General features: G+C 67.8%; 21 protein-coding genes. 11 read left to right on the forward strand and 10 right to left on the reverse strand.

Annotation, left to right across the window (positions count from 1 at the left end):
• Positions 1 to 17: 17 nt before the first annotated feature.
• Positions 18 to 899, reverse strand: a complete 882-nt coding sequence (locus ACCD06_RS01710; protein ID WP_413338280.1) for an SMP-30/gluconolactonase/LRE family protein — start codon at positions 897 to 899, stop codon at positions 18 to 20.
• 188 nt (positions 900 to 1,087) lie between these two features.
• Here ACCD06_RS01710 and ACCD06_RS01715 point away from each other — a divergent pair, with 188 nt between their 5' ends.
• From ACCD06_RS01715 to ACCD06_RS01745, 7 genes are all read left to right on the forward strand, one after another.
• Positions 1,088 to 2,068, forward strand: a complete 981-nt coding sequence (locus tag ACCD06_RS01715; RefSeq protein WP_413338282.1) for a LysR family transcriptional regulator — start codon at positions 1,088 to 1,090, stop codon at positions 2,066 to 2,068.
• A 165-nt stretch (positions 2,069 to 2,233) separates the two neighbouring features.
• Positions 2,234 to 3,322 (forward strand): multiple monosaccharide ABC transporter substrate-binding protein, encoded by a 1,089-nt coding sequence (chvE, locus tag ACCD06_RS01720; protein ID WP_413338284.1) that lies wholly within the window; start codon positions 2,234 to 2,236, stop codon positions 3,320 to 3,322.
• A gap of 85 nt (positions 3,323 to 3,407) precedes the next feature.
• Complete coding sequence (gene mmsA / locus ACCD06_RS01725) at positions 3,408 to 4,997, forward strand: multiple monosaccharide ABC transporter ATP-binding protein (protein ID WP_413338286.1); 1,590 nt, start codon at positions 3,408 to 3,410, stop codon at positions 4,995 to 4,997.
• Positions 4,994 to 6,193 (forward strand): multiple monosaccharide ABC transporter permease, encoded by a 1,200-nt coding sequence (mmsB, locus tag ACCD06_RS01730; RefSeq protein WP_109156361.1) that lies wholly within the window; start codon positions 4,994 to 4,996, stop codon positions 6,191 to 6,193. The genes mmsA and mmsB overlap by 4 nt, the downstream gene beginning before the upstream one ends.
• Before the next feature lie 29 nt (positions 6,194 to 6,222).
• Positions 6,223 to 7,161: a Gfo/Idh/MocA family protein gene (locus ACCD06_RS01735; RefSeq protein WP_413338288.1), complete on the forward strand. Its 939-nt coding sequence runs from the start codon at positions 6,223 to 6,225 to the stop codon at positions 7,159 to 7,161.
• Positions 7,162 to 7,202: 41 nt separating this feature from the next.
• Positions 7,203 to 9,224, forward strand: coding sequence for a methyl-accepting chemotaxis protein (locus ACCD06_RS01740; RefSeq protein WP_136702436.1), 2,022 nt, complete (start codon positions 7,203 to 7,205; stop codon positions 9,222 to 9,224).
• A gap of 77 nt (positions 9,225 to 9,301) precedes the next feature.
• Complete coding sequence (locus ACCD06_RS01745) at positions 9,302 to 11,128, forward strand: IlvD/Edd family dehydratase (protein WP_413338291.1); 1,827 nt, start codon at positions 9,302 to 9,304, stop codon at positions 11,126 to 11,128.
• Between the two features lie 130 nt (positions 11,129 to 11,258).
• On the opposite strand, the gene ACCD06_RS01750 is transcribed toward ACCD06_RS01745, so the two are convergent.
• A complete protein-coding gene (locus ACCD06_RS01750; protein WP_136702438.1) occupies positions 11,259 to 11,510 on the reverse strand; it encodes a pilus assembly protein HicB in 252 nt (83 codons plus the stop codon).
• Positions 11,507 to 11,932 carry a putative toxin-antitoxin system toxin component, PIN family gene (locus ACCD06_RS01755; RefSeq protein ID WP_413338293.1) on the reverse strand — a complete coding sequence of 142 codons (426 nt, stop codon included), beginning with the start codon at positions 11,930 to 11,932 and terminating at the stop codon, positions 11,507 to 11,509. Before ACCD06_RS01755 ends, ACCD06_RS01750 begins: the two co-directional genes overlap by 4 nt.
• 326 nt (positions 11,933 to 12,258) lie before the next feature.
• On the opposite strand from ACCD06_RS01755, the gene ACCD06_RS01760 reads away from it, so the two are divergent.
• Positions 12,259 to 13,779 (forward strand): ribonuclease J, encoded by a 1,521-nt coding sequence (locus tag ACCD06_RS01760; protein WP_413338295.1) that lies wholly within the window; start codon positions 12,259 to 12,261, stop codon positions 13,777 to 13,779.
• Positions 13,780 to 13,869: 90 nt separating this feature from the next.
• Here ACCD06_RS01760 and ACCD06_RS01765 read toward each other — a convergent pair whose 3' ends face one another.
• The 3 genes from ACCD06_RS01765 to ACCD06_RS01775 all read right to left on the reverse strand — a co-directional run bounded on the left by ACCD06_RS01765 (position 13,870) and on the right by ACCD06_RS01775 (position 17,811).
• Complete coding sequence (locus ACCD06_RS01765; protein ID WP_413338297.1) at positions 13,870 to 15,675, reverse strand: carbon starvation protein A; 1,806 nt, start codon at positions 15,673 to 15,675, stop codon at positions 13,870 to 13,872.
• 144 nt (positions 15,676 to 15,819) lie between these two features.
• The gene (locus ACCD06_RS01770) at positions 15,820 to 16,581 is read right to left on the reverse strand and encodes an SDR family oxidoreductase (protein ID WP_413338299.1); all 762 of its coding nucleotides are present in this window, start codon (positions 16,579 to 16,581) and stop codon (positions 15,820 to 15,822) included.
• A gap of 30 nt (positions 16,582 to 16,611) precedes the next feature.
• Entirely contained in the window at positions 16,612 to 17,811 is a 1,200-nt protein-coding gene (locus ACCD06_RS01775) for an MFS transporter (RefSeq protein WP_413338301.1), read from the reverse strand.
• Positions 17,812 to 17,959: 148 nt separating this feature from the next.
• Between ACCD06_RS01775 and ACCD06_RS01780 the strand changes: the two genes are divergently transcribed.
• The gene (locus ACCD06_RS01780) at positions 17,960 to 18,856 is read left to right on the forward strand and encodes a LysR substrate-binding domain-containing protein (RefSeq protein WP_109156353.1); all 897 of its coding nucleotides are present in this window, start codon (positions 17,960 to 17,962) and stop codon (positions 18,854 to 18,856) included.
• Between the two features lie 143 nt (positions 18,857 to 18,999).
• Positions 19,000 to 19,194 carry a hypothetical protein gene (locus ACCD06_RS01785; protein WP_252142089.1) on the forward strand — a complete coding sequence of 65 codons (195 nt, stop codon included), beginning with the start codon at positions 19,000 to 19,002 and terminating at the stop codon, positions 19,192 to 19,194.
• Here the strand turns inward: ACCD06_RS01785 and ACCD06_RS01790 are convergent.
• Entirely contained in the window at positions 19,142 to 20,113 is a 972-nt protein-coding gene (locus tag ACCD06_RS01790) for a YihY/virulence factor BrkB family protein (RefSeq protein WP_413338304.1), read from the reverse strand. The genes ACCD06_RS01785 and ACCD06_RS01790 overlap by 53 nt on opposite strands.
• Positions 20,114 to 20,328: 215 nt before the next feature.
• Between ACCD06_RS01790 and ACCD06_RS01795 the strand changes: the two genes are divergently transcribed.
• On the forward strand, positions 20,329 to 21,054 hold the full coding sequence (locus tag ACCD06_RS01795) for an aspartate/glutamate racemase family protein (protein WP_413338306.1): 726 nt from the start codon (positions 20,329 to 20,331) through the stop codon (positions 21,052 to 21,054).
• On the opposite strand, the gene btsR is transcribed toward ACCD06_RS01795, so the two are convergent.
• The 3 genes from btsR to ACCD06_RS01810 all read right to left on the reverse strand — a co-directional run bounded on the left by btsR (position 21,029) and on the right by ACCD06_RS01810 (position 24,511).
• A complete protein-coding gene (gene btsR, locus ACCD06_RS01800) occupies positions 21,029 to 21,745 on the reverse strand; it encodes a two-component system response regulator BtsR (RefSeq protein WP_413338367.1) in 717 nt (238 codons plus the stop codon). The two genes, ACCD06_RS01795 and btsR, sit on opposite strands and share 26 nt — an antisense overlap.
• Before the next feature lie 8 nt (positions 21,746 to 21,753).
• On the reverse strand, positions 21,754 to 23,451 hold the full coding sequence (locus tag ACCD06_RS01805; protein WP_413338308.1) for a LytS/YhcK type 5TM receptor domain-containing protein: 1,698 nt from the start codon (positions 23,449 to 23,451) through the stop codon (positions 21,754 to 21,756).
• Between the two features lie 262 nt (positions 23,452 to 23,713).
• On the reverse strand, positions 23,714 to 24,511 hold the full coding sequence (locus ACCD06_RS01810) for a polysaccharide deacetylase family protein (protein WP_413338310.1): 798 nt from the start codon (positions 24,509 to 24,511) through the stop codon (positions 23,714 to 23,716).
• Positions 24,512 to 24,551: the final 40 nt, after the last annotated feature.

Raw genomic sequence — 24,551 nt, forward strand, 5'->3', positions numbered from 1 at the left:
CGAAATCCAGTCGGCGGTCAGCGCGAGGCGGGTCCGAACCCGCAGGCCGGCAGGCCGCGCACGCCCGGATCGCACTCGAACAGTGCGCCGGCCAGCGGTTCCTCGTCCCGGCCATGCGCCGCGGTGGTGATGAACATCCGGTCCAGATCGGGACCGGCGAAGACGCAGGAGGTGACGCGGGACACCGGCAGCGCGATCACGCGGTCCAGCGTCCCGTCGGGACGGAAGCGGCTGACGCGCGCGCCGTCCCAATGGGCGATCCACAGCCCGCCCTCGGCATCGCAGGTCATGCCGTCGGGATAGCCGTCGGCCTCGGCGAAGCGGATGTGGACGCGCTTGCCCGACAGGCCGCCGTCGGCGCCGATGTCGAAGGCGTAGACCGTCCGCGCCGCGCTGTCGGTGTGGTAGATCGTCCGCCCGTCCGGCGACAGCGCCGGTCCGTTGGCGACGGTGTAGCCCTCATCGACCCGCGTGACCGAGCCATCGCCGTCGATGCGGTAGAAGCTGCCGGCCGGCGCCTCCTCCGCATCGTCCATGCTGCCGACCCACAGCCGGCCGTCGCGGTCTGCCTTGCCGTCGTTCAGCCGGTTGCCCGGCATGTCCGGCTCGATCCGCGCAATCTCTTCGGCAACCGCCGCCTGTCCCGGCTCCAGCCGCAGCCGGACCACCCGGCGCGAGCGCAAGCCCCCGATGAAGCCGTCGCCATCGGCGCTCTCCACCAGCCAGCAGGCGGCGTCATCCAGGTCCCATCCCGCCTGCGAACCATCGGACAGGCCGTGGCGCAGGATGCGGGAACCACGGATATCGACGAAATAGACGGCATCCTGCCGCGGGGACCAGAGCGGACCTTCCCCCAGCAGCGCCCGGGCCTGCCAGACGCAACGCGCTTCCTGCGCCATGCCGCTGTACTCCCCCTCACCCCGACGGACCGCCATTCGCCGGCGGCCTTTTCAAAATTTGTTGACGGCCCAAACGATAAGGGGCCACTTGATAATCGTCCAATATGAAGATCGGCGTTTGCGATATCAAATGTCGTATCCCGGCATTTCCGATCCCGACGCCGCTGCCCCACCGGAGGCATTCCCCCGTGACCCCGCAACGCTTTTCACCCAACTGGTTCCAGAAGGCACGGCTTAAGCTGCGCCATCTCCAGCTGTTCGCGGCGCTCGACGAACACCGCAACCTGCACCGCGCCGCCGCCAGCCTGAACATGTCGCAGCCCGCCGCCTCCAAACTGCTGGGCGACCTGGAGGAAACGCTGGGCATCGAGCTGTTCGACCGCCATGGCCGCGGCATCGAACCGAACTGGTACGGCAGCCTCATGATCCGCCACGCCCGGATGATCCTCAGCGAGCTGCAGGAGACGGGGGAGGAGCTGAACGCCCTACTCGCCGGCCACAGCGGCCGGGTGTCGATCGGCACGGTGATGGCCCCGGCGGTGGAGCTGGTGGTGCCGGTCATCAGCAGCCTGACCCGCGAGCATCCCAACCTGAAGGTCGCGGTGGCGGTGGAGACCAGCGACGTTCTGGCCGACCGTGTCCATCAGGGGGTGATGGATTTCGCCATCGGCCGCCTGCCCGGCCATTTCGACCCCACCGCCTTCGAATATCAGGAAATCAGCAGCGAAGAGCTGTGCTTCATCTGCCGCGAGGGCAACCCCCTTCTGCAGCTGGGCCGTCCGCTGACCGCCGCCGACCTGTCCGACGCCACCTGGATCCTGCAGCCGGTCGGCACGCTGCTGCGCGACCGGGTGGAGGCGCTGTTCCGGGCCGAAGGCGCCCGGCTGCCGCACCGGGTGATCGAAAGCGCCTCTCCCGTCATTTCGATGGCGATGGTGGCGGAAACCGAGTCGATCACCGTCTTCGCCCGCGCGCTGGCCCAGGTGTTCTCGCCCAGCGGCTGCTGCGCCATCATGCCCTTCCACAAGCGCTTCAGCGTCGAACCCTACGGCATCTTCTGGCTGAAGGACCGGCCGCTGTCGCCCGGCGCCCGCACCGTGCTGTCGGCGGTGCGCGCGGCGTCGGAGCTCAAGATGCGCCTGATGTCGGCCACCGCCGCCGCGCTGTGACGGCCGATACCTAAATGCATATCGATTTGCCGAATAATCATATTTGACAGTTATGGGAAAACGGAGGATTGCTAGGGACACAAACCATCGCGTCCGACGCCATCCGCGCCACAGAACGCGGGGGCGGCGTATCGCGTGCCGCAGTAACGGGGAGGATTCCGGTCCATGTCGTCTCCTAAAGGGTCTTCTTTCAGCTCCAAGTTCGCCGGCCTCGCCGTCGGCCTGCTCGTCGCCACCAGCGCTCTCGTCCCGGCCATGGCCCAGGACAAGCCGACCGTCGGCATCGCCATGCCGACCAAGTCGTCGGCGCGCTGGATCGACGACGGCAACAACATGGTCAAGTATTTCCAGGAAAAGGGATACAAGACCGATCTGCAATATGCAGAGGACGACATCCCCAACCAGCTCGCCCAGATCGAGAACATGGTCACCAAGAACGACAAGGTTCTGGTGATCGCCGCAATCGACGGGACGACGCTGACCGACGTGCTGCAGAAGGCGGCGGAACAGGGCGTCAAGGTCATCGCCTACGACCGGCTGATCCGCAATTCGCCGAACGTCGATTACTACGCCACCTTCGACAACTTCCAGGTCGGCGTCCTCCAGGCCTCCTACATCGAGAAGGCTCTCGGCCTCAAGGACGGCAAGGGTCCGTTCAACATCGAGCTGTTCGGCGGCTCGCCCGACGACAACAACGCCTACTTCTTCTACAACGGCGCCATGTCGGTGCTTCAGCCCTACATCGACAGCGGCAAGCTGAAGGTGCAGAGCGGCCAGATCGGCATGGACAAGGTGTCCACCCTGCGCTGGGACGGCGCCGTCGCCCAGGCCCGCATGGACAACCTGCTCAGCGCCTATTACGGCGACAAGAAGCTGGACGCCGTGCTGTCGCCCTATGACGGGCTCAGCATCGGCATCATCTCGTCGCTGAAGGGTGTCGGCTATGGCACCCCGCAGCAGCCGATGCCGGTCGTCACCGGCCAGGACGCCGAGGTGCCGTCGGTCAAGTCGATCCTGGCGGGCGAGCAGCGCTCCACCGTCTTCAAGGACACCCGCGAACTGGCGAAGGTCACGGTGGGCATGGTCGACGACCTGTTGGCCGGCCGCAAGCCGCAGGTCAACGACACCAAGACCTACGACAACGGCAAGAAGGTGGTTCCCTCCTATCTGCTGAAGCCGGTCAGCGTCGACGCCTCCAACTGGAAGCAGGTCCTGGTCGACAGCGGCTATTACAAGGAATCGCAGATCAAGTGAGTGAACGGCGCGGGGAGCGGGGGTGCCGACCGGCGCCCCCCCCGCGCTCTGCCCAAGAGCGGATCGGGCGATCAGGGGTTTATCAATGGACAGCATTCTTGAGATGCGCGGCATCACCAAGACGTTCCCGGGCGTCAAGGCGCTCGACAACGTCAACCTCTCGGTCCGCGAGGGGGAGATCCACGCGCTGATCGGCGAGAACGGCGCCGGCAAATCGACGCTGATGAAGGTGCTCAGCGGCGTCTATCCGCACGGCACCTACGAGGGCGAGATCCGCTTCCGCGGCCAGCCCGTCGCCTTTCGCGGCATCGCCGACAGCGAGAAGCTGGGCATCATCATCATCCATCAGGAACTGGCGCTGGTTCCACTGCTGTCGATCACCGAGAACCTGTTTCTCGGCAACGAGCAGGCCCCCAGTGGATTTTTGGGTCGCGGCCGGATCGACTGGATCGCCGCCACCGCCCGCGCGCGCGAGCTTCTGCGCACGGTCGGCCTAACCGATTCCCCCGAAACCCTGATCACCGACATCGGCGTCGGCAAGCAGCAGCTGGTGGAGATCGCCAAGGCCCTGTCCAAGGAGGTCAAGCTGCTGATCCTGGACGAGCCGACGGCCAGCCTGAACGAAAGCGACAGCGACGCCCTGCTGGCCCTGCTGCTGCGCTTCAAGGAACAGGGCATCTCCTCCATCCTGATCTCGCACAAGCTGAACGAGATCGCCAAGGTCGCCGACCGCGTCACGATCCTGCGCGACGGCACCACGGTGGAGACGCTGGACTGCCACGACGCGCCGATCAGTCAGGACCGCATCATCAAGGGCATGGTCGGCCGCGACCTTGCCGACCGCTATCCGCGCCGCACCAGCAACCCCGGCAACATCCTGTTCGAGGTGAAGGGCTGGAGCGCCGACCACCCGATCCATCCCGGCCGCCGCGTCGTGCGCGACATCGACCTGCATGTCCGCCGGGGCGAGGTGGTGGGCATCGCCGGCCTGATGGGCGCCGGCCGCACCGAATTCGCCATGAGCCTGTTCGGCCGCTCTTACGGCCGCAACATCCGCGGCAAGGCCTTCCTCGCCGGGCGCGAGATCGACGTGTCGACCATCCGCAAGGCGATGGACAGCGGCCTCGCCTACGCCACCGAGGACCGCAAGCATTACGGCCTCGTTCTGGACAACGACATCCGCCACAACGTGACGCTGGCCAAGCTGGACGGCGTCGCCAAGCGCGGCGTCATCCACCACGAGCGCGAGATCGAGGTCGCCAACGACTTCCGCCGCCGTTTGCGCATCCGCTGCTCCGACGTGTTCCAGCAGACGGTCAACCTGTCCGGCGGCAACCAGCAGAAGGTCGTGCTCAGCAAATGGCTGTTCGCCGACCCGCAGGTGCTGATCCTGGACGAACCGACCCGCGGCATCGACGTCGGCGCCAAATATGAAATCTACACCATCGTCAACCAGCTGGTGGCCGAGGGCCGCGGCGTCATCCTGATCTCGTCGGAACTGCCGGAGCTTCTGGGCGTCGCCGACCGCATCTACGTGATGAACGAAGGCGCGCTGGTCGCCGAGATGCCGGCGGCGGAAGCCAGCCAGGAAAAGATCATGCACGCCATCATGTCCTCCGCCTCCAGATCACCAGCCAATTCTCCGGCAGCAGCCGTCCGGGAGTCCCTGCAATGAGCGCCGAACTGAACATGCCCGCCGCGCCGTCCCGCCAGGCTTCGATGGCCAAGTTCCTGAAGAGCCACATGCGCGATTACGGCATGCTGATCTCGCTGCTGGCGATCGTGGCGTTCTTCCAATACATGACCAACGGCACGCTGCTGCAGCCGCTGAACCTGACCAACCTCGTCCTGCAGAACAGCTACATCGTCATCATGGCGCTGGGCATGCTGCTGGTGATCGTCGCCGGGCACATCGACCTGTCGGTCGGGTCCATCGTCGGCTTCATCGGCGCGCTGGCCGCCATCCTGATGGTGCAGTTCCACTGGCACTTCGTCCCCACCGCCATCGTCAGCCTGATCGCGGGCGCCGCCATCGGCGCGGCACAAGGGTACTGGGTCGCCTATTTCCGCATCCCGTCCTTCATCGTGACGCTGGCCGGCATGCTGGTCTTCCGCGGCCTCAGCCTCGCGCTGCTGGCCGGCCAGTCCGTCGGTCCCTTCCCGGTGGAGTTCCAGCGCCTCAGCTCCGGCTTCATTCCGGACATCTTCGGCACCACCGGCTTCCACACCACCACTCTTCTGCTGAGCATCGCGACGCCGGCCATCCTGATCGCCTTCAGCGTCGCCGCCCGCATCCGCCGCCACCGCTTCGCCATCGAGCAGGAGCCGCTGGTCCTGTTCGTGCTGAAGAGCGCCGGGCTGTTCGCCGTGGTCTCCTATGTCGGCTGGCTGCTGGCGACCTACAAAGGGCTGCCGAACGTCCTCATCATCATGGCGCTGCTGATCGGCCTCTACGCCTTCGTCACCCGCGACACCACCATCGGCCGGCGCATCTACGCGCTGGGCGGCAACGAGAAGGCGGCCAAGCTGTCGGGCATCGATACCCGCCGCCTGTCCTTCTACACCTTCGTGAACATGGGCGTGCTGGCGGCGCTGGCCGGCCTGATCTTTGCCGCCCGCCTCAACACCGCCACGCCGAAGGCCGGCGTCTCGTTCGAACTGGACGTGATCGCCGCCTGCTTCATCGGCGGCGCCTCGGCTTCGGGCGGCGTCGGCCGGGTGACCGGTGCGGTGATCGGCGCCTTCATCATGGGCGTGATGAACAACGGCATGTCGATCGTCGGCATCGGCATCGACTGGCAGCAGGTCATCAAGGGTCTGGTGCTGCTCGCCGCCGTCTGCTTCGACGTCTACAACAAGGGCAAGGCCTGAGGCTTTCGGCCCCGACCGGACTAACCGCCATGACGCTCCCCACCCTCGGTCTCGTCGGCTTGGGCAAGATCGCCCGCGACCAGCACATCCCGGCCATTGCCGCCACCGGCCTGTTCCAACTCGCCGCCGTGGTCAGCCCGGACGGCGCCGGCACCGAAGGCGTGCCGACCTTCCGCTCCCAGGCGGAGATGCTCGCCGCCCTGCCCCATCTCGACGCAGTGGCGCTCTGCACCCCGCCCGCCGTCCGCCACGGCCTGACGGTGGAGGCCCTGCGCGCCGGCAAGCATGTGCTGATCGAGAAGCCTCCCGCCGCCACCCTGTCGGAGCTTCACGATCTGGTGGCGGAGGCCGATGCCGCCCACCGCACGCTGTTCACCGCCTGGCATTCGCAGTTCAACCCGGCGGTCGAGGAGACCCGCCGCCGGTTGGCGGACACCGACATCCGCAGCGTCGCCATCACCTGGAAGGAGGATGTGCGGCGCTGGCATCCGGGCCAGGACTGGATCTTCGCGGCCGGCGGCTTCGGCGTCTTCGATCCCGGCATCAACGCCCTGTCGATCCTGACCGACATCCTGCCCGCCCCGGTCTTCGTCCGTTCCGCCGACCTGCATGTGCCGGCAAACCGCGACACGCCGATCGCCGCGACGCTGGACATGAGTGCGGCCCCCGGTTCCCGCATCGGCCGCGTCACCGCCGATTTCGACTTCCTCCAGCAGGGCGAGCAGACCTGGTCCATCGTCATCGACACGGCCGACGGACGCCTCGACCTCACCCATGGCGGCACCCGCCTGCTGGTGGACGGCGTCCCGGTCCTGGCCGAGCCCGACACCGAATACCAGCGCATCTATCGCCATTTCCATCGGTTGATCGGCGAAGGGGCGAGCGACGTCGATGCCCGTCCGCTGTCGCTGGTCGCCGACGCCTGCATGGTCGGGCGCTGGCACCGCACCGACTCCTTCGACTGGTAGAAGGCCCCGGGAGAGGGTCCGGCAACAGGGAGGTTCCCCGCATGTCCATCGCCACCCGCGTGCAAATCGGCACCCGCATCGGCCACCGGATCACCGCCGGCAGCGCCGGAATCCTGCTGTTCCTCGCCGCCGTCGCCGGGGTGGGCATCAACGCCCTGTCGGAGACGGAAACGGTGGTGCGCCGCAACGGCGTGCTGGCGGAACAGGTGGTCGATCTCGGCCGCATGCAGACGCTGATGCTGGACATGCGCCTCAAGACCACCGCCTTCCTGCTGAACGGCCGCGACGAGGATGCCGATGCCGTCGCCTCGCTGGCGGCGGAGGCCGCCGCTCTGGTCGCCGCCGTCGACCAACGCCTCAATGGCAGCGGCGACACCGCGGCGGTCCAGCAGATGAAGGCCCGCGTCGCCCAATATGGCGACAGCTTCGCCTCCGTCCGCGCCGCCCATGCCCAGCGCAGCGAGGCGGTGGCCGAGGTGGCGAAGTTCGGGTCGAAGCTGCAGACCATGCTCAGCACCATCCTGACCAACGCCAAGAACAGCGGCAATGTCGACGCCCTGAACCTCGCGGCCCAGGCGGCGATGCATGTCCAGGCCGCCCGCACCGTCGCCGCCCGCTTCCAGGGGGAGGGCACGGCCGGCCTCGCCACCGCGACGAAGACCGAGCTGAAGACCGCCGCCCAGAATGGCGACACCATGGCGAAGACGCTGACCGACCCGGCCCTGCGCGGGCTGGTCGCCGCCTTCCTGAAGACGCTCGACGGCTATGCCGCCGGCTTCGACCGGCTGGTGGAGACGACGCAGCGCCGCGACGGGCTGGTCACCGGCACCCTCACCCCGCTCGGCACCGCCATCGGCGAGCAGGCCCGCGCCCTGACCGACCAGGGCATCGCCGACGAACAGCAGCTGCGCGCCGACACCACCGCCGACATCGCCGGCTACCGCAGTGCGATGGTGCTCGCCTCGGCCGCCGGCCTGATCCTCGGCCTTGCCGCCGCGGTGCTGATCGCCCGCAGCCTGTCGCGCCCGGTGGTCGCCATGACCGACGCCATGACCCGGCTGGCCGGCGGCGACCGCTCCGTCGCCATTCCCGGCCTCGACCGCCGCGACGAGATCGGCGGCATGGCCAAGGCGGTGCAGGTCTTCCAGGCCGGCCTGATCGAGGCCGACCGCATGGCCGCCGACAAGGCCGCCGAGCATGAGACCCGCGTCCGCCGCGGCGAGCGCATCGACCGCCTGACCCAGGAGTTCGAGCGCATGGTGGAAAGCACGCTGGGCCGCGTCGCCAGCGCAGCCACCCAGCTGCAATCGACCGCCCACTCCATCCAGTCGACCACCGACGAGACCAGCCGGCTGGCCGGCGACGCCGTCCGCAGCTCCGGCGAGACCACCGGCAGCGTCGAGACGGTGGCCGCCGCCGCCGAGGAACTGGCCGTCTCCATCGCCGCGATCAGCCAGCATGTCGCCCACAGCGCCCAGGTGACCGAGCAGGCGGTCGGCATCGCCCGCATCACCGACGAGACGGTGCGCAGCCTGACCGGCGTCGCCCGCCAGATCGGCGACGTGGTGCAGTTGATCGGCTCCATCGCCGCCCAGACCAACCTGCTGGCGCTGAACGCCACCATCGAGGCGGCACGGGCCGGCGAGGCGGGGCGCGGCTTCGCCGTGGTGGCGAACGAGGTCAAGAGCCTCGCCGCCCAGACGGCGAAGGCGACCGAGGAGATCGAGACCCAGATCGCCGCCGTCCAGCGCGTCAGCAGCGAGGCGGCCGGCGCCATCACCGAGATCACCAAGGTGATCGGCGAGGTCAACGAGGTCTCCACCACCATCGCCTCCGCCATCGGCGAGCAGCGGGCCGCCACCCAGGAGATCAGCGGCAGCATCCAGCTCGCCGCCCGCGGCACCCAGGATGTCCGCGACACCATCACCGGCGTGACCCACGCCTTCCAGGCCACCAGCGACGCCTCGCGTCAGGTCAAATCCGCCGCCGACGGCCTGTCCGGCGAGGCCGACGACCTGCGCGGCTGCGTGTCGCGCTTCCTGGCCGACATGCGCGCGGCCTGATCCAACCCATCGAGACACAAACCCAACTCCGGCGCCCAGCCATCCGCTCCGCGCCCCAACCTGAAACCGGTGCCGATATGTCCGAGACGAAGCCCCCCTTCCCCGCCAATGCCGACGGTTCAGAACGGCGTCTGCGTTCGCGCGCGTGGTTCGACAATCCCGCCAACCCCGACATGACCGCGCTCTATCTGGAGCGGTACCTGAATTTCGGCCTGACGCGGGAAGAGTTGCAGTCCGGCGCCCCGATCATCGGCATCGCCCAGACCGGCTCCGACCTCAGCCCCTGCAACCGCCACCATCTGGTGCTGGCCGAACGCCTGCGCGAGGGCATCCGCACCGCCGGCGGCATCGCCATCGAGTTTCCCGTCCACCCGATCCAGGAAACCGGCAAGCGGCCGACCGCCTCCATCGACCGCAACCTCGCCTATCTCGGCCTCGTCGAGGTTCTGCACGGCTATCCGCTGGACGGCGTGGTGCTGACGATCGGCTGCGACAAGACCACGCCGGCCTGCCTGATGGCCGCCGCCACCGTCAACATCCCGGCCATCGCCCTGTCGGTCGGCCCGATGCTGAACGGCTGGTTCCGCGGCGAGCGCACCGGCTCCGGCACCATCGTGTGGAAAGCGCGCCAGATGATGGCGGCCGGCGAGATCGACTATCAGGGCTTCATCGAGCTGGTGGCCTCCTCGGCCCCCTCGACCGGCTACTGCAACACCATGGGCACCGCCTCCACCATGAATTCGCTGGCGGAGGTGCTGGGCATGCAGCTCCCCGGCTCCGCCGCCATCCCCGCCCCCTACCGCGAGCGCCAGCAGGCCGCCTATGAGACCGGCAAGCGCATCGTCGAGATGGTGCGCCAGGACATCAAGCCGTCCGACATCCTGACCCGCGACGCCTTCCTGAACGCCATCGTCGTCAACTCGGCCATCGGCGGCTCGACCAACGCGCCGATCCACATCAACGCCATCGCCAAGCACATCGGCGTGCCGCTGACGGTGGACGACTGGCAGACCCACGGCCTTGACATCCCGCTGCTGGTCAACCTCCAGCCGGCCGGCGAATATCTGGGCGAGGACTTCCACCGCGCCGGCGGCGTCCCGGCCGTGGTCGGGCAGCTGATGACCAAGGGCCTGATCCGCGAGGGCGCCCCCAACGTCAACGGCCGTACCATCGGCGAGAACTGCCGCAACACCGAGATCCTCGACACCCGTGTCATCCATCCGATCGACGATCCGCTGAAGATCAACGCCGGCTTCGTCGTGCTGCGCGGCAACCTGTTCAACGCCGCCATCATGAAGACCAGCGTGATCTCCGACGAGTTCCGCGAGCGCTACCTGTCCAACCCGAAGGACCCGGAAGCCTTCGAGGCCAAGGTCGTCGTCTTCGATGGTCCGGAGGACTATCACCACCGCATCGACGACCCGTCGCTGGGCATCGACGCCTACACCATCCTGGTCATCCGCGGCGCCGGCCCGATCGGCTACCCCGGCGCGGCCGAGGTGGTGAACATGCGTCCGCCCGCCGACCTCATCAAGCAGGGCATCCATTCCCTGCCCTGCATCGGCGACGGCCGCCAGTCCGGCACCTCGGGCTCGCCGTCCATCCTCAACGCCGCCCCGGAAGCGGCGGCCGGCGGCAACCTCGGCATTCTGCGCACGGGCGACCGCGTGCGGATCGACCTGCGCCGCGGCAGCGCCGACATCCTGATCTCCGAAGCCGAACTGGCCGACCGCCGCGCCGCCCTGGAGGCCGCCGGCGGCTACCCCGCTCCACCGTCGCAGACCCCGTGGCAGGAAATCCAGCGCGGCATCGTCGACCAGCTGGACGAGGGCATGGTCCTGAAGCCGGCGGTCAAGTACCAGCGCGTGGCGCAGACCATGGGGATCCCACGCGACAACCACTAAAGCAGAGAGACTTTGGGCCGCACGCCGCCCTCCTGCATTGCGGGAGGGTGGCGGTGCCTTTGGGCATGGAAGCGGTAGATCTCCGTTGGGACTCCAACACTTTTTTATTCTCCTCCTTTGCCGGGCGACCTCACCGCTCCAATTCGTCACCCGCCTGCGGCGGTCTGTCCGGCACCGTGTCCAGGAAGGAGCGCAAGCCGGCACCGGTCGCGTTGCCGGCGCGGGCCTTCAGGAAGGAGGCTGCCGTTTCGACGGCGCCGACCTTCTCGGCCACGGCTGCGGCGATCCACTGGTTCAGCGACACGCCATCTTCGCGTGCCAGCCGGGCGGCGGCATCCTTGACCGATGCGGGCAGCTTCAGGGGATAGGTCGCCTTGCTCATGTCGCTACTCCTCGCAGGAACTCCGCCGGCCGGAGAACCGGAATGCCAAATCGCGTTGCGGCGCCGGCGAAGTCCCGGACATTGTGGGTGACCAGCACATCCGCCCGGCCGTTGACCGCCGCCTCCAGCACCATCTCGTCGGCCGGGTCCGAGAGTTGCGGGCGCCAAGTGAAACGCACGTCCACAGGCTCCAGGACTGCGGCCAGTTCGCTCAGCAATCGATCCACGTCGGCCTCGTCCAGTCCGTGAACCTCGTGTTGTTCCGGACGCTTCAACACCGCCTCGTATTCCAGGAACAGGGCAGTCGTCACCAGTGCCCGGAACTGTCCATCGGCAAGAAGGCTCAGCACCGCAAATGAGGCGCCCCGGCGGCTGCGCAGCCCTGCGGTCAGAATATTGGTGTCGAGGACGGCTCTCTTCATGCGAGTGATTATAGGCGCGTATATCAAGCCAAGCAAACGATGTGAGATCCTATGGGATGTCCAACCGACGGCATCGGGCGAGGGTTGGCCGGCTACGCATCCCAGCAATGCCCCACCATTTCGTGTGACTTTTCACGCCCGCCCTTGACGTACGCCTCGCTTTGCCCACATAAGCCCTCACGAGACATCCGAACCCCAGCCGTCCGACGGCCGCCGCCAAGGCGCCTCCGGCCGGGTCCCCCCACCCCCGAGATCCGCATCGACGAGCGATGCACGCCCGTCCGGCAGCGTCGAATGCCGGCTTATGTGAGACGTACGACAGAGGCATGACGTTTGATTCAAAGCGGCGCCGGATGGCGCCGAACAACCGCGCACGCAACCGCAACCCGCGTCCGCGTGACGATTTCGACGGCTCCCGCCCGGCGACCATTCCGGTCCATGGCGGCGGCCCCACCGGCCCGGTTCCGGGCAAGGACGAGATCCTGTTCCTTCCGCTGGGCGGCTGTTCCCGCATCGGCATGAACATGGCGCTCTACGGCCACGCCGGCAAATGGCTGATCGTCGACGCCGGCGTCGCCTTCATGGGCGACGAGGCGCCGGGCATCGACAGCCTGATGGCCGATCCGACCTTCATCGAAGAGCGGATGCAGGATGTCGTCGGCCTCGTGGTGACCCATGCGCACGAGGACCATATCGGCGCGATCCACCATCTGTGGCCGCGCCTGCGCTGCCCGATCTATGCCAGCCCCTTCGCCTCCCACATCATCCGGGACCGGCTGAAGGAAAAGGGCGCGCACCGCGCCGCCAAGGTGCAGACCTTCGAAATCGGCGACACGCTGACCATCGGTCCCTTCCGGATCGAGACCATCGCCGTCACCCATTCGATCCCGGAGCCGATGTCGCTGGCGATCCGCACGGCGGCCGGCACGGTCCTGCACACCGGCGACTGGAAGTTCGATCCCAACCCGCTGGTCGGCCGCAGCACCGATTTCGCCGCGCTGAAGCGTCTGGGCGACGAAGGGCTGCTCGCCATGATGTGCGACAGCACCAACGCCGACGTGCCCGGTTCCACCGGCTCCGAGGCCGACGCCCGCGCCGGCCTGATCGGCGCCTTCGCCGGCCGTTCCGGCGCCATCGCCGTGACCGGCTTCGCCTCCAACGTCGCCCGCATGACCGCGGTGGCGGAAGCGGCGGCGGCGGTCGGGCGCAAGGTGGTTCTGGTCGGCCGCTCCATGCTGCGCATGGAAAAGGCGGCGCAGGCCTGCGGCTATCTCGACCATGTGCCGGACTTCATGGATGTCCGCGAGGCCTCCTGGACCCCGCGCGAGAACCTCGTGTTCCTGTGCACAGGCAGCCAGGGCGAGGAGCGGGCGGCGCTGAGCCGTCTGGCCCGCAACGAACACCGCGACCTCTGGCTGGAAGAGGGTGACACCGTCATCTTCTCCGCCCGCGCCATCCCCGGCAACGAGGAGGTGCTGGCCGACATCCACGCGCATCTGCGCAGCATGGGTGTCGAGATCGTCACCCCGGCCGATGCGCCGGTCCATGTCTCCGGCCACCCGAAGCGCGACGACCTCGCCCGCATGTATGGGCTGGTCCGCCCCCGCTTCGCCGTGCCGGTCCATGGCACCATCGAGCATATGGAGGCCCACGCCCGCCTCGCCCGCACTTGCGGTGTCGAACGCGCGCTGGTTCCGGAGGATGGCGACATCCTGCGCATCGCCAAGGAAGGCACCCGCGTGATCGGCCGCATCGAGCCGAAGCGCCTCGCCAACACCGGGCGGGACCTGATCCCCTGGATCCCGCCGGTGGCGGTGGACGCAGAGGAAGAGCGCGTCGCGGCCTGACCGCCGCCTCCCCTCTCCGAACGAACAAAAGCAAACGGGTCCTGTGGAACACTCCACAGGACCCGTTTACATTTCACGACACTGAAACCGTCATTCGGCCGGGGTAGCGACCATCGGAACCTCGACGGCGCGGGCCTGCAGCAGTTCCTTCCACTTGCGGAAGGCGGCGATCAGGATGATGAAACCCAGCACCAGCATGATGATCGAGATGCCGGCGTTGAAGGGGTTGTAGCCCTTGGCGGCCTTGTTCAGATAGACGTTGGCGATCATCCAGTAGCCGGCGACGTTCACCGTCACGAACAGGTAGGCCAGCGGGACCAGGCAGGTCAGCATGTAGATCCGCTTCTGGGCCAGCCGCAGGATGATGGTGGCGCCGATGATGAGGCCGACCGAGGCCATCAGCTGGTTCGACACGCCGAACAGGGCCCAGACCGAGTTGATGTCGCCCGACGTCAGCAGATACCCCCAGGCCACGCAGGCGATGACGCTGGCGATGATCGAACCGGGAACCCAGTCCAGCCGCTTCATCGGGGCATAGATGTCGCCCAGCAGGTCCTGGATCAGGTAACGGGCGACGCGGGTGCCGCTGTCCACGGCGGTCAGGATGAACACCGCCTCGAACATCACGACGAACTGGAAGAAGTAGGAGGCGAGGCTGTTGAACCACGGCACGCGGGTGAAGATCTCGGTCATGCCGACCGCCAGGGTCACAGCACCGCCGGTCCGGCCGTAGAGGTCGAGGCCGATTTCCTGGCTCAGCCGCGGCAGGTCCACCACATTCATGCCCAGGGCCTTGAAGGCGGCCGGCGCGGAGTTGATGGCGAAGTAATCGGCCGGATGCAGCGAGGTCGCGGCGATCAGCGCCATGACGCCGACCAGGCATTCCGCCAGCATGCCGCCGAAGGCCACCGGACGGATGTCGCTCCACTTGTCGATCAGCTTGGGCGTGGTGCCCGATCCGATGAAGGCATGGAAGCCGGAGATGGCGCCGCAGGCGATGGTGATCGAGATGAAGGGCCAGACCGGGCCGTTCAGCACCGGGCCGCCGCCATGGATGAAGTCGGTCAGGGCGGGGAAGCGGATTTCCGGGTTGATGAAGACGACGCCGACGACCAGCGCGCCGAACACCCCGACCTTCATGAAGCTGGACAGGTAACCGCGCGGGGTCAGCAGCAGCCACACCGGCAGCGCCGTGGCGAAGAAGGCGTAGATGGGCAGGATGACGGCGACCGTTTCGGCATGCAGCGTCAGCCATTCGCCCAGCAGCGTGCCCTGGATGTAGGGGCCGGCGAAGACGGACGCGGCGATGGCGGCGATGCCGACCTGGGTGGCGCCCTTGGACGAGCCGGTGATCTTCTCGTAGAGGCCCAGCGCGATGGCGATCGGGATCGTCATGAACACCGCGAAGGCGCCCCAGGCGTTGCGTTCCAGCGCATGGACGACGACCATCGACAGGCCGGCCATGGTGATGGTGATGATGAACAGCATCGCCAGACCGGTGCACCAGCCGGCCACTGGGCCAAGCTCGGCCTTGGCGACCTCGGACAGCGACTGTCCCTTGTGCTTCATCGAGGCGAACAGCACGACGGTGTCGTGCACCGCGCCACCGATCACGCAGCCGATCAGCAGCCACAGGAAGCTCGGCAGATAGCCGAACTGGGCGGCCAGAACCGGGCCGACCAGCGGGCCGGCGGCGGCGATGGCGGCGAAATGCTGCCCGGCATTCACCCACTTCTTGGTGGGCACATAGTTACGGCCGTCCGCCAGCATGTGGGACGGGGTGACTTCCGAATCGTCGGCACGGAGAACCTTGCGCACGAAGAACACGCCGTAGAAGCGGTAGCAGAGCGCAAGAATGCAGAGTGTCGCGATCACAAAGGTTAGGGCGTGATCCATGACGGCTCTCCTGAAAAGGATATGCCGCCGGTGTACGCCCGCCGCGGAGCCCCGTGTGGTGGAATGCCGCGAGCGGCAGCCGGGACGTGCTAAGCGGCAGCCGGCAGGGGGCGAGCGGCGGCGCTCAAGCCCCCTACCCGCCGCTCACTTGCCGCCAGTGACATCGAGGAACGTGCCGGTGATGAAGGAAGCCTCGGCGCTCGCCAACCACAGGATCGCCCGCGCAACCTCCTCGGGCTGGCCGCCTCTTCCCATGGGGATCGACTCCTTGACACGGTCCACCCGTCCCGGCTCCCCGCCGCTCGCATGCATGTCGGTGTAGATGTGGCCGGGGCGGATGCAGTTGACGCGGATGCCGTCCCGCGCGACCTCCTTGGCGAAGCCGATGGTGAAGGTCTCCAGCGCGCCCTTGGAGGCGGCATAGTCGACATATTCGTTCGGGCTGCCGAGCCGGGCCGATGCAGACGAGATGTTGATCACGACGCCGCCCCGCCCGCTGTGGCGATGCGACATGCGCTTCGCCGCCTGCTGCGCGCAGAGGATCGGGCCGATTGCGTTGACCGCGAAGATGCGCTGCATCCGTTCGAAGCCGAGATCCTCGGTCCGGCACTGCCGCGCGAGCACCGCGGCGTTGTTGACCAGCACGTCGATCCGGCCGAACTCCCGGTCGATCGCGGCGAACAGCGCGGCGACTTGCGCCGGATCCGCGCTGTCGGCGCGCACCGCCAACACCCGGCGACCCAGGGCTTCGACATCCGCCACCACGGCACGGGCGGCGGTCTCATCGGAGACGAAGCTGATCGCGACATCATAGCCCTGGGCGGCGGCAAGCCTTGCGGTCGCGGCGCCGACGCCACGGCTCCCGCCCGTTACCAGAATCAGCGGCGTTTCAGAGACGGTGGTCATTGAGACGATCTCCATATGGCGGTGGAACGGTCACGCGGAGCGCGGCAGGCCGGGCTTCCCATGCGGCTCCGCGGCGGCGGCGCCCAGATGGGGCCTCAGCATCAGGACAAGCGGAACGATCAGGGCGGCGGTCGCCGCCGAGGCCAGCACGCCGGTCGTCTGGCTGCTGTGATCGGCGATTGCGCCATAGAGGATCGGGGCCAGACCGCCGGACCCGATGACGCTGGTGTAGAAGACCGCGAAGGCCCGGCCGGTATCGCCGTTGGAAAGCTCCGGCACGGTGCCGTAGAGCACCGAAGAGGTGCCGTTGAGCACGATGCCGAGCAGCGGCAGCAGGACGAGCGTCGGCGTCAGCGAGGTGAGCAGCGTCGCCGCGATCAGCACGGCCGTGGCGGCTTCGGTCACCATGACGCTGCCGACGACGCCCAGCCGCTCCCCGAGCAGGCCGCAGGTCGCCTTTCCCAGCGCGCCGCCGATGAACAGCAGGGCCAGCGCCAATCCGACGGTCGCCGAGTCCCCGCCCTGGCCCTGGATAAGGAAGGGCAGAAACAGCAGATAGCCCATGCGGGTCGCCGTATCGAGCGCACCGATCACCGTCAGTATGCCGAAGCCGCCGCGGCCGCGACCCGCCGTGGTCCCGGTCTTTGCGGTCCTCACGATGGGAACCGCCGGCGCCAGCGGCAGCAGGGCGAGCGACAGGGCGATGCCGATCACCGCCATCAGCCCCAGCACCGGTTGCCAGCCGAACGTCGGCAGCAGCACCGCGACGAGCGCCGGCAACGCCGCTTTCCCGAGGTCGCCTGAAAAATTGTAAATGCCGAGCGGATGCCGTGATGCCGAACCGTAACTGACGGTGACGAGCATCGACCCGCAGGGGTGCTGGATGCTCGATCCGATGCCGGCGACGACGAGGCCGACGCACAGCCCCGGCAAGCCGAACGGCAACGCCATGATCAGCAAGCCCGTCGCCGCGAGTATTGTCGACAGGATCAGCGCCGCCCGCGGCGACAGGCCGCGAAGAGCCCGGTCGGCCGGGATTTGCAGTCCCCCCATAGTTGCGGAGTAAAGGGCGCGGATGATGGCAAGCATCGCATAGGAAAGGCCGAACTGCGCCTGCCAGACCGGCAGGAAGACATAGAGCGCGTCGGTGTATCCATCATGCAGCGCATGGGCAAGGCACGCGCCCGTCAGGCTTTTCTTCTTCTCTGTCCACCAATGTCTCGGATTCATCTTCAATGGCTTTCCCAGAGGCGCCACAGGCATTGCCCGGCTGGTCTGAATGGAAAGGCAGGGTATACGTGTGAAATTTCAGCGACTAGTATGCTTTGATTCACGGATAGCGTTCGTTTTTCTCACGGATCGCCCTTACGGACTGCCCATGCGCCGCCTTCCTCCCCTGAACGCCCTGCGCATCTTCGAGGTCGCGGCCCGGACCGGCAGCTATGCCGAGGCCGGGACTGAACTCGGTCTCACCCATGGCGCGGTGAGCCGGCAGATCGCTGCGCTCGAAGGCTGGCTCGGACAGAGGCTCTTCGTGAGGGACGGGCGCCGCATGGTCGCGACGCCGATGGCGAGGATCTTCGCGGCAGAGGTCGGCCTTTCCTTCGACCGGCTGGCCGTCGCGGCGGAAGCCTGCGGCCGGCCCGACGCGCGCCGCATCCTGCGGGTCAGCGCACCGACCAGCTTCGCGATGCGCTGGCTGATCCCGCGGCTCAGCCGCTACCACGCCGACCATCCGCAGGTCGAAGTGGCGGTGACGACGGTTTCGACCGTGCTTGAGGAACTGCGCGGCGGCGTCGACGTGGCGATCCGGCGCGGCGTCGCTCGGGAGCATGTGTGGCCTCAGCATCGCGTCGTCCCCGTGCTGGATGACGTGGACACGCTGATCATGAGCCCGGCGCTGTTCGCCCGACGGCCGATCCGCAAGCCCGCCGACATCGAGGGACACACGCTGCTCGCAAGCGAGACCCGTGCCGGCGATTGGACGGGCTGGCTTGAGGCGGCAGGACTCCAGCACCTTGCCGGGCATCCCCGCCAGATATTCGATCACTTTTACGTCACCCGTCAGGCGGTGGAGGATGGGCTTGGCATCGGGATCGGCCCGTTGCCGATGCTCGACATCGACATCGCCGGCGGACGGCTGATGACGCCGTTGCCCGATATTCGCGTTCCCAGGACCGGGTACGTCGCTCTCGTTCCACGTCAGGCCGACGCCGGAAACCTCGTTGCCGGCTTCGTCGACTGGCTTGTCGGAGAGGCGCCGGGACCACGGTGACGGGCCGGGCATCGAACCGCTCAGGCTCCGGATTACGCCACTCAGACGGCCAAACCGCCGCTCGCCGGAAACCGGCTCAATGCCTGCCGCAACGGCGCTAACGTGGGACGTCCCACAACGCCGGCTCCCGCCAGAGGTCTCCGATGGACACTCCCTGCCCCCGCACACCCCTGCGTAAGGCCCTCGCCAATCTGCGTCGTCTGTTCAACGACGACTCCTATGACCGCTACCGCGAAGCCCAGGCCCGCCTCGCCCCGGAGGAGGAGCCGCTCGACGAACGGTCTTTCAAGGCGCGGCAGATCCTGATGACTCTGGGACGCGGCTGCTGCGGGCGGTAGCCCCCTCCCCTACCCCAGGGCCTACCCCAGGGCCCACCCCAGGCCCCGCCTCCGGGTTCAGCCCCGGCATCCGTGCCCGGCTGCCGCTGCGCTCCGAATAGGCGCGGGTCAGTTCCGCCCCGAACAGGAAGATCACCGCCGAATAATAGACCCACAGCAGGATCAGCACGAAGGACCCCGCCGCGCCATAGACCGTCACCACACCGCTGGTGGCGATGTAGAATCCGATCAGGAACTTGCCGACCGCGAACAGGAAGGCGTTCGCCGCCGCCCCCAGCCAGACGTCGGTCCAGCGGATGTAGGTGTCGGGCAGGATGCGGTAGATCATCGCGAACAGCCCGGTCAGCACCACCCAGGACGTGACGACGTCGAGCAGCCACAGCAGTGACGGCATCGCCGGCAGATAGCCGGCGGCCCAGCGGCCGGCCGCCGCCAGCGCGGCGCTGACCACCAGCGACACGATCAGCAGGAAGCCGATGGCGCCGATCAGCGCCAGCGCCTTCAGCCGGACCCGCACCAGCCATGTGATGGTCGATTCCTGCGGCGCCGCCACCCGCCAGATGCGGTTCAGCGCGGTCTGCAGTTCGACGAAGACGGTGGTGGCGCCGACGATGATGGTGCCGATGCCGATGACGCTGGCGACGATCCCGGTCTCCCGCGCGCCAGCCCGCGCGATCAGATCCTGCAGGGTCTGCCCGGCGTCGCGCCCGACCAGCGCGGTCAATTGCTCGATCAGCGCGCCGCGCGCCGCCTCGTCGCCGAACACCAGCCCGGCCAGCGCAATCACCAGGATCGCCAGGGGCGCCAGCGAGAAGATGGTGTAGAAGGCGATGGACGCCGCCATGCTCATCGCATCGTCGTTCATCCAGCCATAGGCCGCATCGACCACGATCCCCCACCCCCGCCGCACGCCGCCCATCGCCACCCTCCCGTCCCGAACCGTCCCATCCCTGGGGTAACAGCGACGGTGGCGATTTGGTCATACCGGTAACCTCGCGCGCCCGTTCCATGGTAGGAAGAAGGTGTCGGCGGCCGGACTCCGCCCGCCGCCGCCCATTGAACAGTGAACAACGCGCCGGAAAGCGTTTCACGGCGTTCCAAGTGTCCCATCCACCAAGGCAGGAGACCCGCCCGGTGTCGCAAAAGGTGATCGGCCTGATCGGGGGCATGAGCTGGGAAAGCTCCGCCGAATATTACCGCATCATCAACGAGGGCGTCCGCGACCGGCTGGGCGGGCTGCGCTCGGCCCGCTGCCTGATGTGGTCCTTCGACTTCGCGGAGGTCGAGGCGTTGCAGCATGCCGGCCGCTGGGCAGATGCCACCACCCTGATGATCGACGCCGCCCGCCGGCTGGAGCGCGGTGGCGCCGACTTCCTGCTGATCTGCACCAACACCATGCACCGCATGGCGGCCGAGGTGCAGGCCGCCGTCAGCATCCCGCTGCTGCACATCGCCGATCCCACGGCGGAGCGCATCCGCGCCGCCGGCCACCGCCGCGTCGGCCTGCTCGGCACCGCCTTCACCATGGAACAGGACTTCTACAAGGGCCGGCTCGCCGAGCGCCACGGTCTGGAGGTGCTGATCCCCGACGACGCCGACCGCGCCACCGTCCACCGCATCATCTACGAGGAACTGGTCCAGGGCCGGGTCGAGGCCGCCTCCCGCCAGGCCTACCGCGAGGTGATCGCCCGGCTGGTGGAGCGCGGCGCGGAGGCGATCATCCTCGGCTGCACCGAGATCATGCTGCTGGTGAAGCCGGAGGACAGTGCCGTCCCCCTGTTCGACACCACCGCCATCCACGCCGAAGCGGCGGTGGAGCGGGCAATCGCCGGCTTCACCCCATCCCCAGCCGTTCCTTGAGCGCGCCCAGGAAGCGCCGGCTGACCGGCACCACATGCCCGCCGCTGGTCTGAATCTCTGCCAGCCCGCCGTCGACGAAGCGGATCTCCCGGATGCGGTCCGGGTTGACCAGATGCTGGCGGTGGCAGCGGAACAGCGGGCTTTTTTCCTGGATGGTGTGCAGGGTCAATTCGGTGAAGCGCTCCTGCCCGTCCTCCCCCACCACATAGACGCCGGCGGGGCGGGAGACGACATACTCGACATCGGCCAGCTTCATCAGGGTGATGCGGTTGACCCCGGTGCAGGGGATGTGGCGCAGCTCCGCCGCCCCCGGCAGGACGGACACCTCCTGCGGCGCATGCTGCCGGCGCAGGCGCTGCAGCGTCTTCTCCAGCCGCGCCGGATCGGCCGGTTTCAGCAGATAATCGAAGGCATGTTCCTCGAACGCCTGGACGGCATACTCGTCATGCGCGGTCAGAAAGACGATGCGCGGCATCCGCTCAGGGTCGAGCATGCTCAGCATCTCCAGCCCGCTGACCCGCGGCATCTGGATGTCGAGGAAGACCACGTCGGGCGCCTGCCGGTTGATGGCGCCGATGGCCTCGATGGCGTTGGCGCATTCGCCGACGATGCGGAGGTCGGCGGCCTCCTCCAGCATCCGGCGCAGTTCCTCGCGCGCCAGCGGCTCGTCATCGACGATCAGGACATTCATGGCGGCCGTCATGCGGGCACGGTTTCCTCAAGAGGCAGGCGCAGGGTAACACGGGTGACGGCATCGGGCTCGCAGGCGACCGAAACGCCGTACTCCTCACCGTAGCGGTTGCGGATGCGGCGGTCGACGATGGTCATCCCCAACCCGTCGCCGCCCGGCCTGGCCTCGTACAGCCCGGCATTGTCCTCCACCGACAGCAGCAAATCGCCGCCCTCCCGCCGCGCCGCGATGCGCACCCGCCCGTCGCCCAGAAGCTGCGCCGTGCCGTGCTTGATCGCGTTCTCCACCAGCGGCTGGAGCGAGAAGGCCGGCAGCCGGGCGTGGCCCAGCTCCTCCGGCACCTCGATCTCCACCGCCAGCCGGCCGGTGAAGCGGGCCAGCTCGATCTGCAGATAGGCGCTGACATGCTCGACCTCGTCGGCCAGCGTCGCCATCTGGCTCGGGCGCTTCAGGTTCTTGCGGAAGAAGGTCGACAGGTTCTGCACCAGCTGCCGTGCCCGCTCCGGATCATTGCGGATGACGGCGGAAATGGTGTTCAGCGCGTTGAACAGGAAATGCGGGTTCACCTGCGCATGCAGCAGCTTGATCTCCGACTGCGCCAGCAGCGCCTTCTGCTGCTCGTAGCGGCCCGCCAGGATCTGGTTGGACAGCAGCCGCGCCACGCCCTCCCCCAGCGTGCGGTTGATGGTGGAGAAGATCTTGGTGCGCGGCTCGTACAGCTTGATGGTGCCGATCACCCCGCCCTCCTCGCCCACCAGCGGGATGACCAGCGCCGCCCCCAGCCGGCAGCCCGGACTGATCGAGCAGCGATAGGCAACCTCGTTGCCGTCGGCATAGATGACCTGATTGCTGGCGATGGCCTGATGCGTCTGGGGCGAGCTGATCGGCGTGCCGGGCAGATGGTGGTCGTCGCCGATGCCGATGAAGGCCAGCAGCTTTTCCCGATCGGTGATGGCGACGGCACCGACGCCGGTCTCCTCATAGATGATGCGGGCGACCCGCGTGCTGTTCTCGCTGTTGAAGCCGCCGCGCAGCACGCCGTCGCAACGCGCGGCGATCTTCAGCGCCTTGGCGGAAAAGGCGCTGGACTGCTTCTCGTCCAGCACGCGGCGCTCCAGCAGGATGCGCATGAACAGCGCCGCGCCCAGCGTGTTGGCGACGATCATCGGGGCCGCCACCACCTCCACCAGATGCATCGCCGCCTCGAACGGCCGCGCCACCGCCAGGATGATGAGCATCTGCACCACCTCCGCCACGAAGGTGACGGCGCCGACGCGCAGCGGGTTGAACAGCGGCTCGATCCGGCCGTGGCGCACCATGTGGCGGTGGACCAGCCCGCCGATCAGCCCCTCCGTCATGGTGGAGATGGCGCAGGCCAGCGCCGACATGCCGCCCAGCGAGTAGCGGTGCAGGCCCCCGGTCAGCCCGACCGCCAGCCCCACCGACGGCCCGCCGAAGATGCCGCCCAGCACCGCCCCGATGGCTCGGGTGTTGGCGATGCTGTCGTCGATGTGCAGCCCGAAATAGGTGCCCATGATGCAGAAGATCGAGAAGATCGCGTAACAGGCCAGCTTGTGCGGCCAGCGCACCGTCACATGGGTCAGCGGCAGGAACAGCGGCGTGCGGCTCAGCAGATAGGCGATCACCAGATAGACGCACATCTGCTGAAGCAGCGAGAGGATCAGGGTGAAGGGCTCGACGGGCATGGCGGTGCTTCCAACGGCGGCTCGGAACAATGATGGCCGCTCGCCACCATCCTACACCGGCCGGGCTCCCCCGCCGATGGGACATCCTTGCATCCCTACGGTCACGGCATGCCAAGGTCTCCCAAGGTCGGGATCATCCCCTCTCCCCCCCGGGGAGAGGGTTAGGGTGAGGGGGACGCGTGGCAGGATTTTCGGGATAGCCACGCGGTGCATCCCCCTCACCCCGACCCTCTCCCCGGGGGGGAGAGGGAGATTAGGGCGCTCAGCGCCGCCGCGGTACCGGGTGCAGCAGCGCCATTTCCGGCGTCACCGATTGCCGCATCGCCACGTCCCACTCGCTCATGGTGACGAAGCGCAAGCCCTGCCTCTCCCCCTCCTCCAGGATCGCCGGCAGCGCCGCGACGGTCGCCGCCTTGGTGCTGTGCATCAGCACGACAGCGCCCGGCGCCAGCCGTTCGGTCACCCGGTGGCGGATGATGTCGGGACCGCTGTCCTTCCAGTCCTGGCTGTCGGCGGTCCACAGCACCGTCGCCATGCCATGCCGGCGCGCCAGCGCCGCCAGGGCGTCGTCCACATCGCCGAAGGGCGGCCGGAACCACGTCGCGGTCACGCCGACCGACGCCAGCGCCTTCTCCGCCTGTGCCAGGTTCCACTCGCGCTCCGCCGGCTTCAGGTCGGTGGTCATCGGATGGGTTTGGGTGTGGCTGCCGACCTCGTTGCCGGAGGCCGCCACCTGCTTGGCGATGTCGTGATGTGCCGGGATCTTGGCGCCGATGTAGAAGAAGGTCGCCTTCGCCCCATGCGCCCGCAGGATGTCGAGGATGCGCGGATCATTGGCATCCGGCCCGTCGTCGATGGTCAGCGCCACCACCCGCGCCTGCGGCAGGGTCCGGTCGACCTGATCGAGGTCGAGGTCGGATCCGGGGATCAGATGCTCCGTCACGAAGGGAGCGGCGCCATGGGTGGCGGCATAGCTGCGCTGCCCGGCCATGGCCGAAACGGGCAGGGCAAGCAGGGCCGCCGCCAGCGGCAGGACGGCACGGCGGAACAGGGTCATCATCGCGGGCGCACATGGAAAAAGCCGGAGCCGCGCCACTCCC

This window comes from Azospirillum sp. CT11-132 (assembly GCF_047302835.1).
Taxonomy (GTDB): Bacteria; Pseudomonadota; Alphaproteobacteria; order Azospirillales; family Azospirillaceae; genus Azospirillum.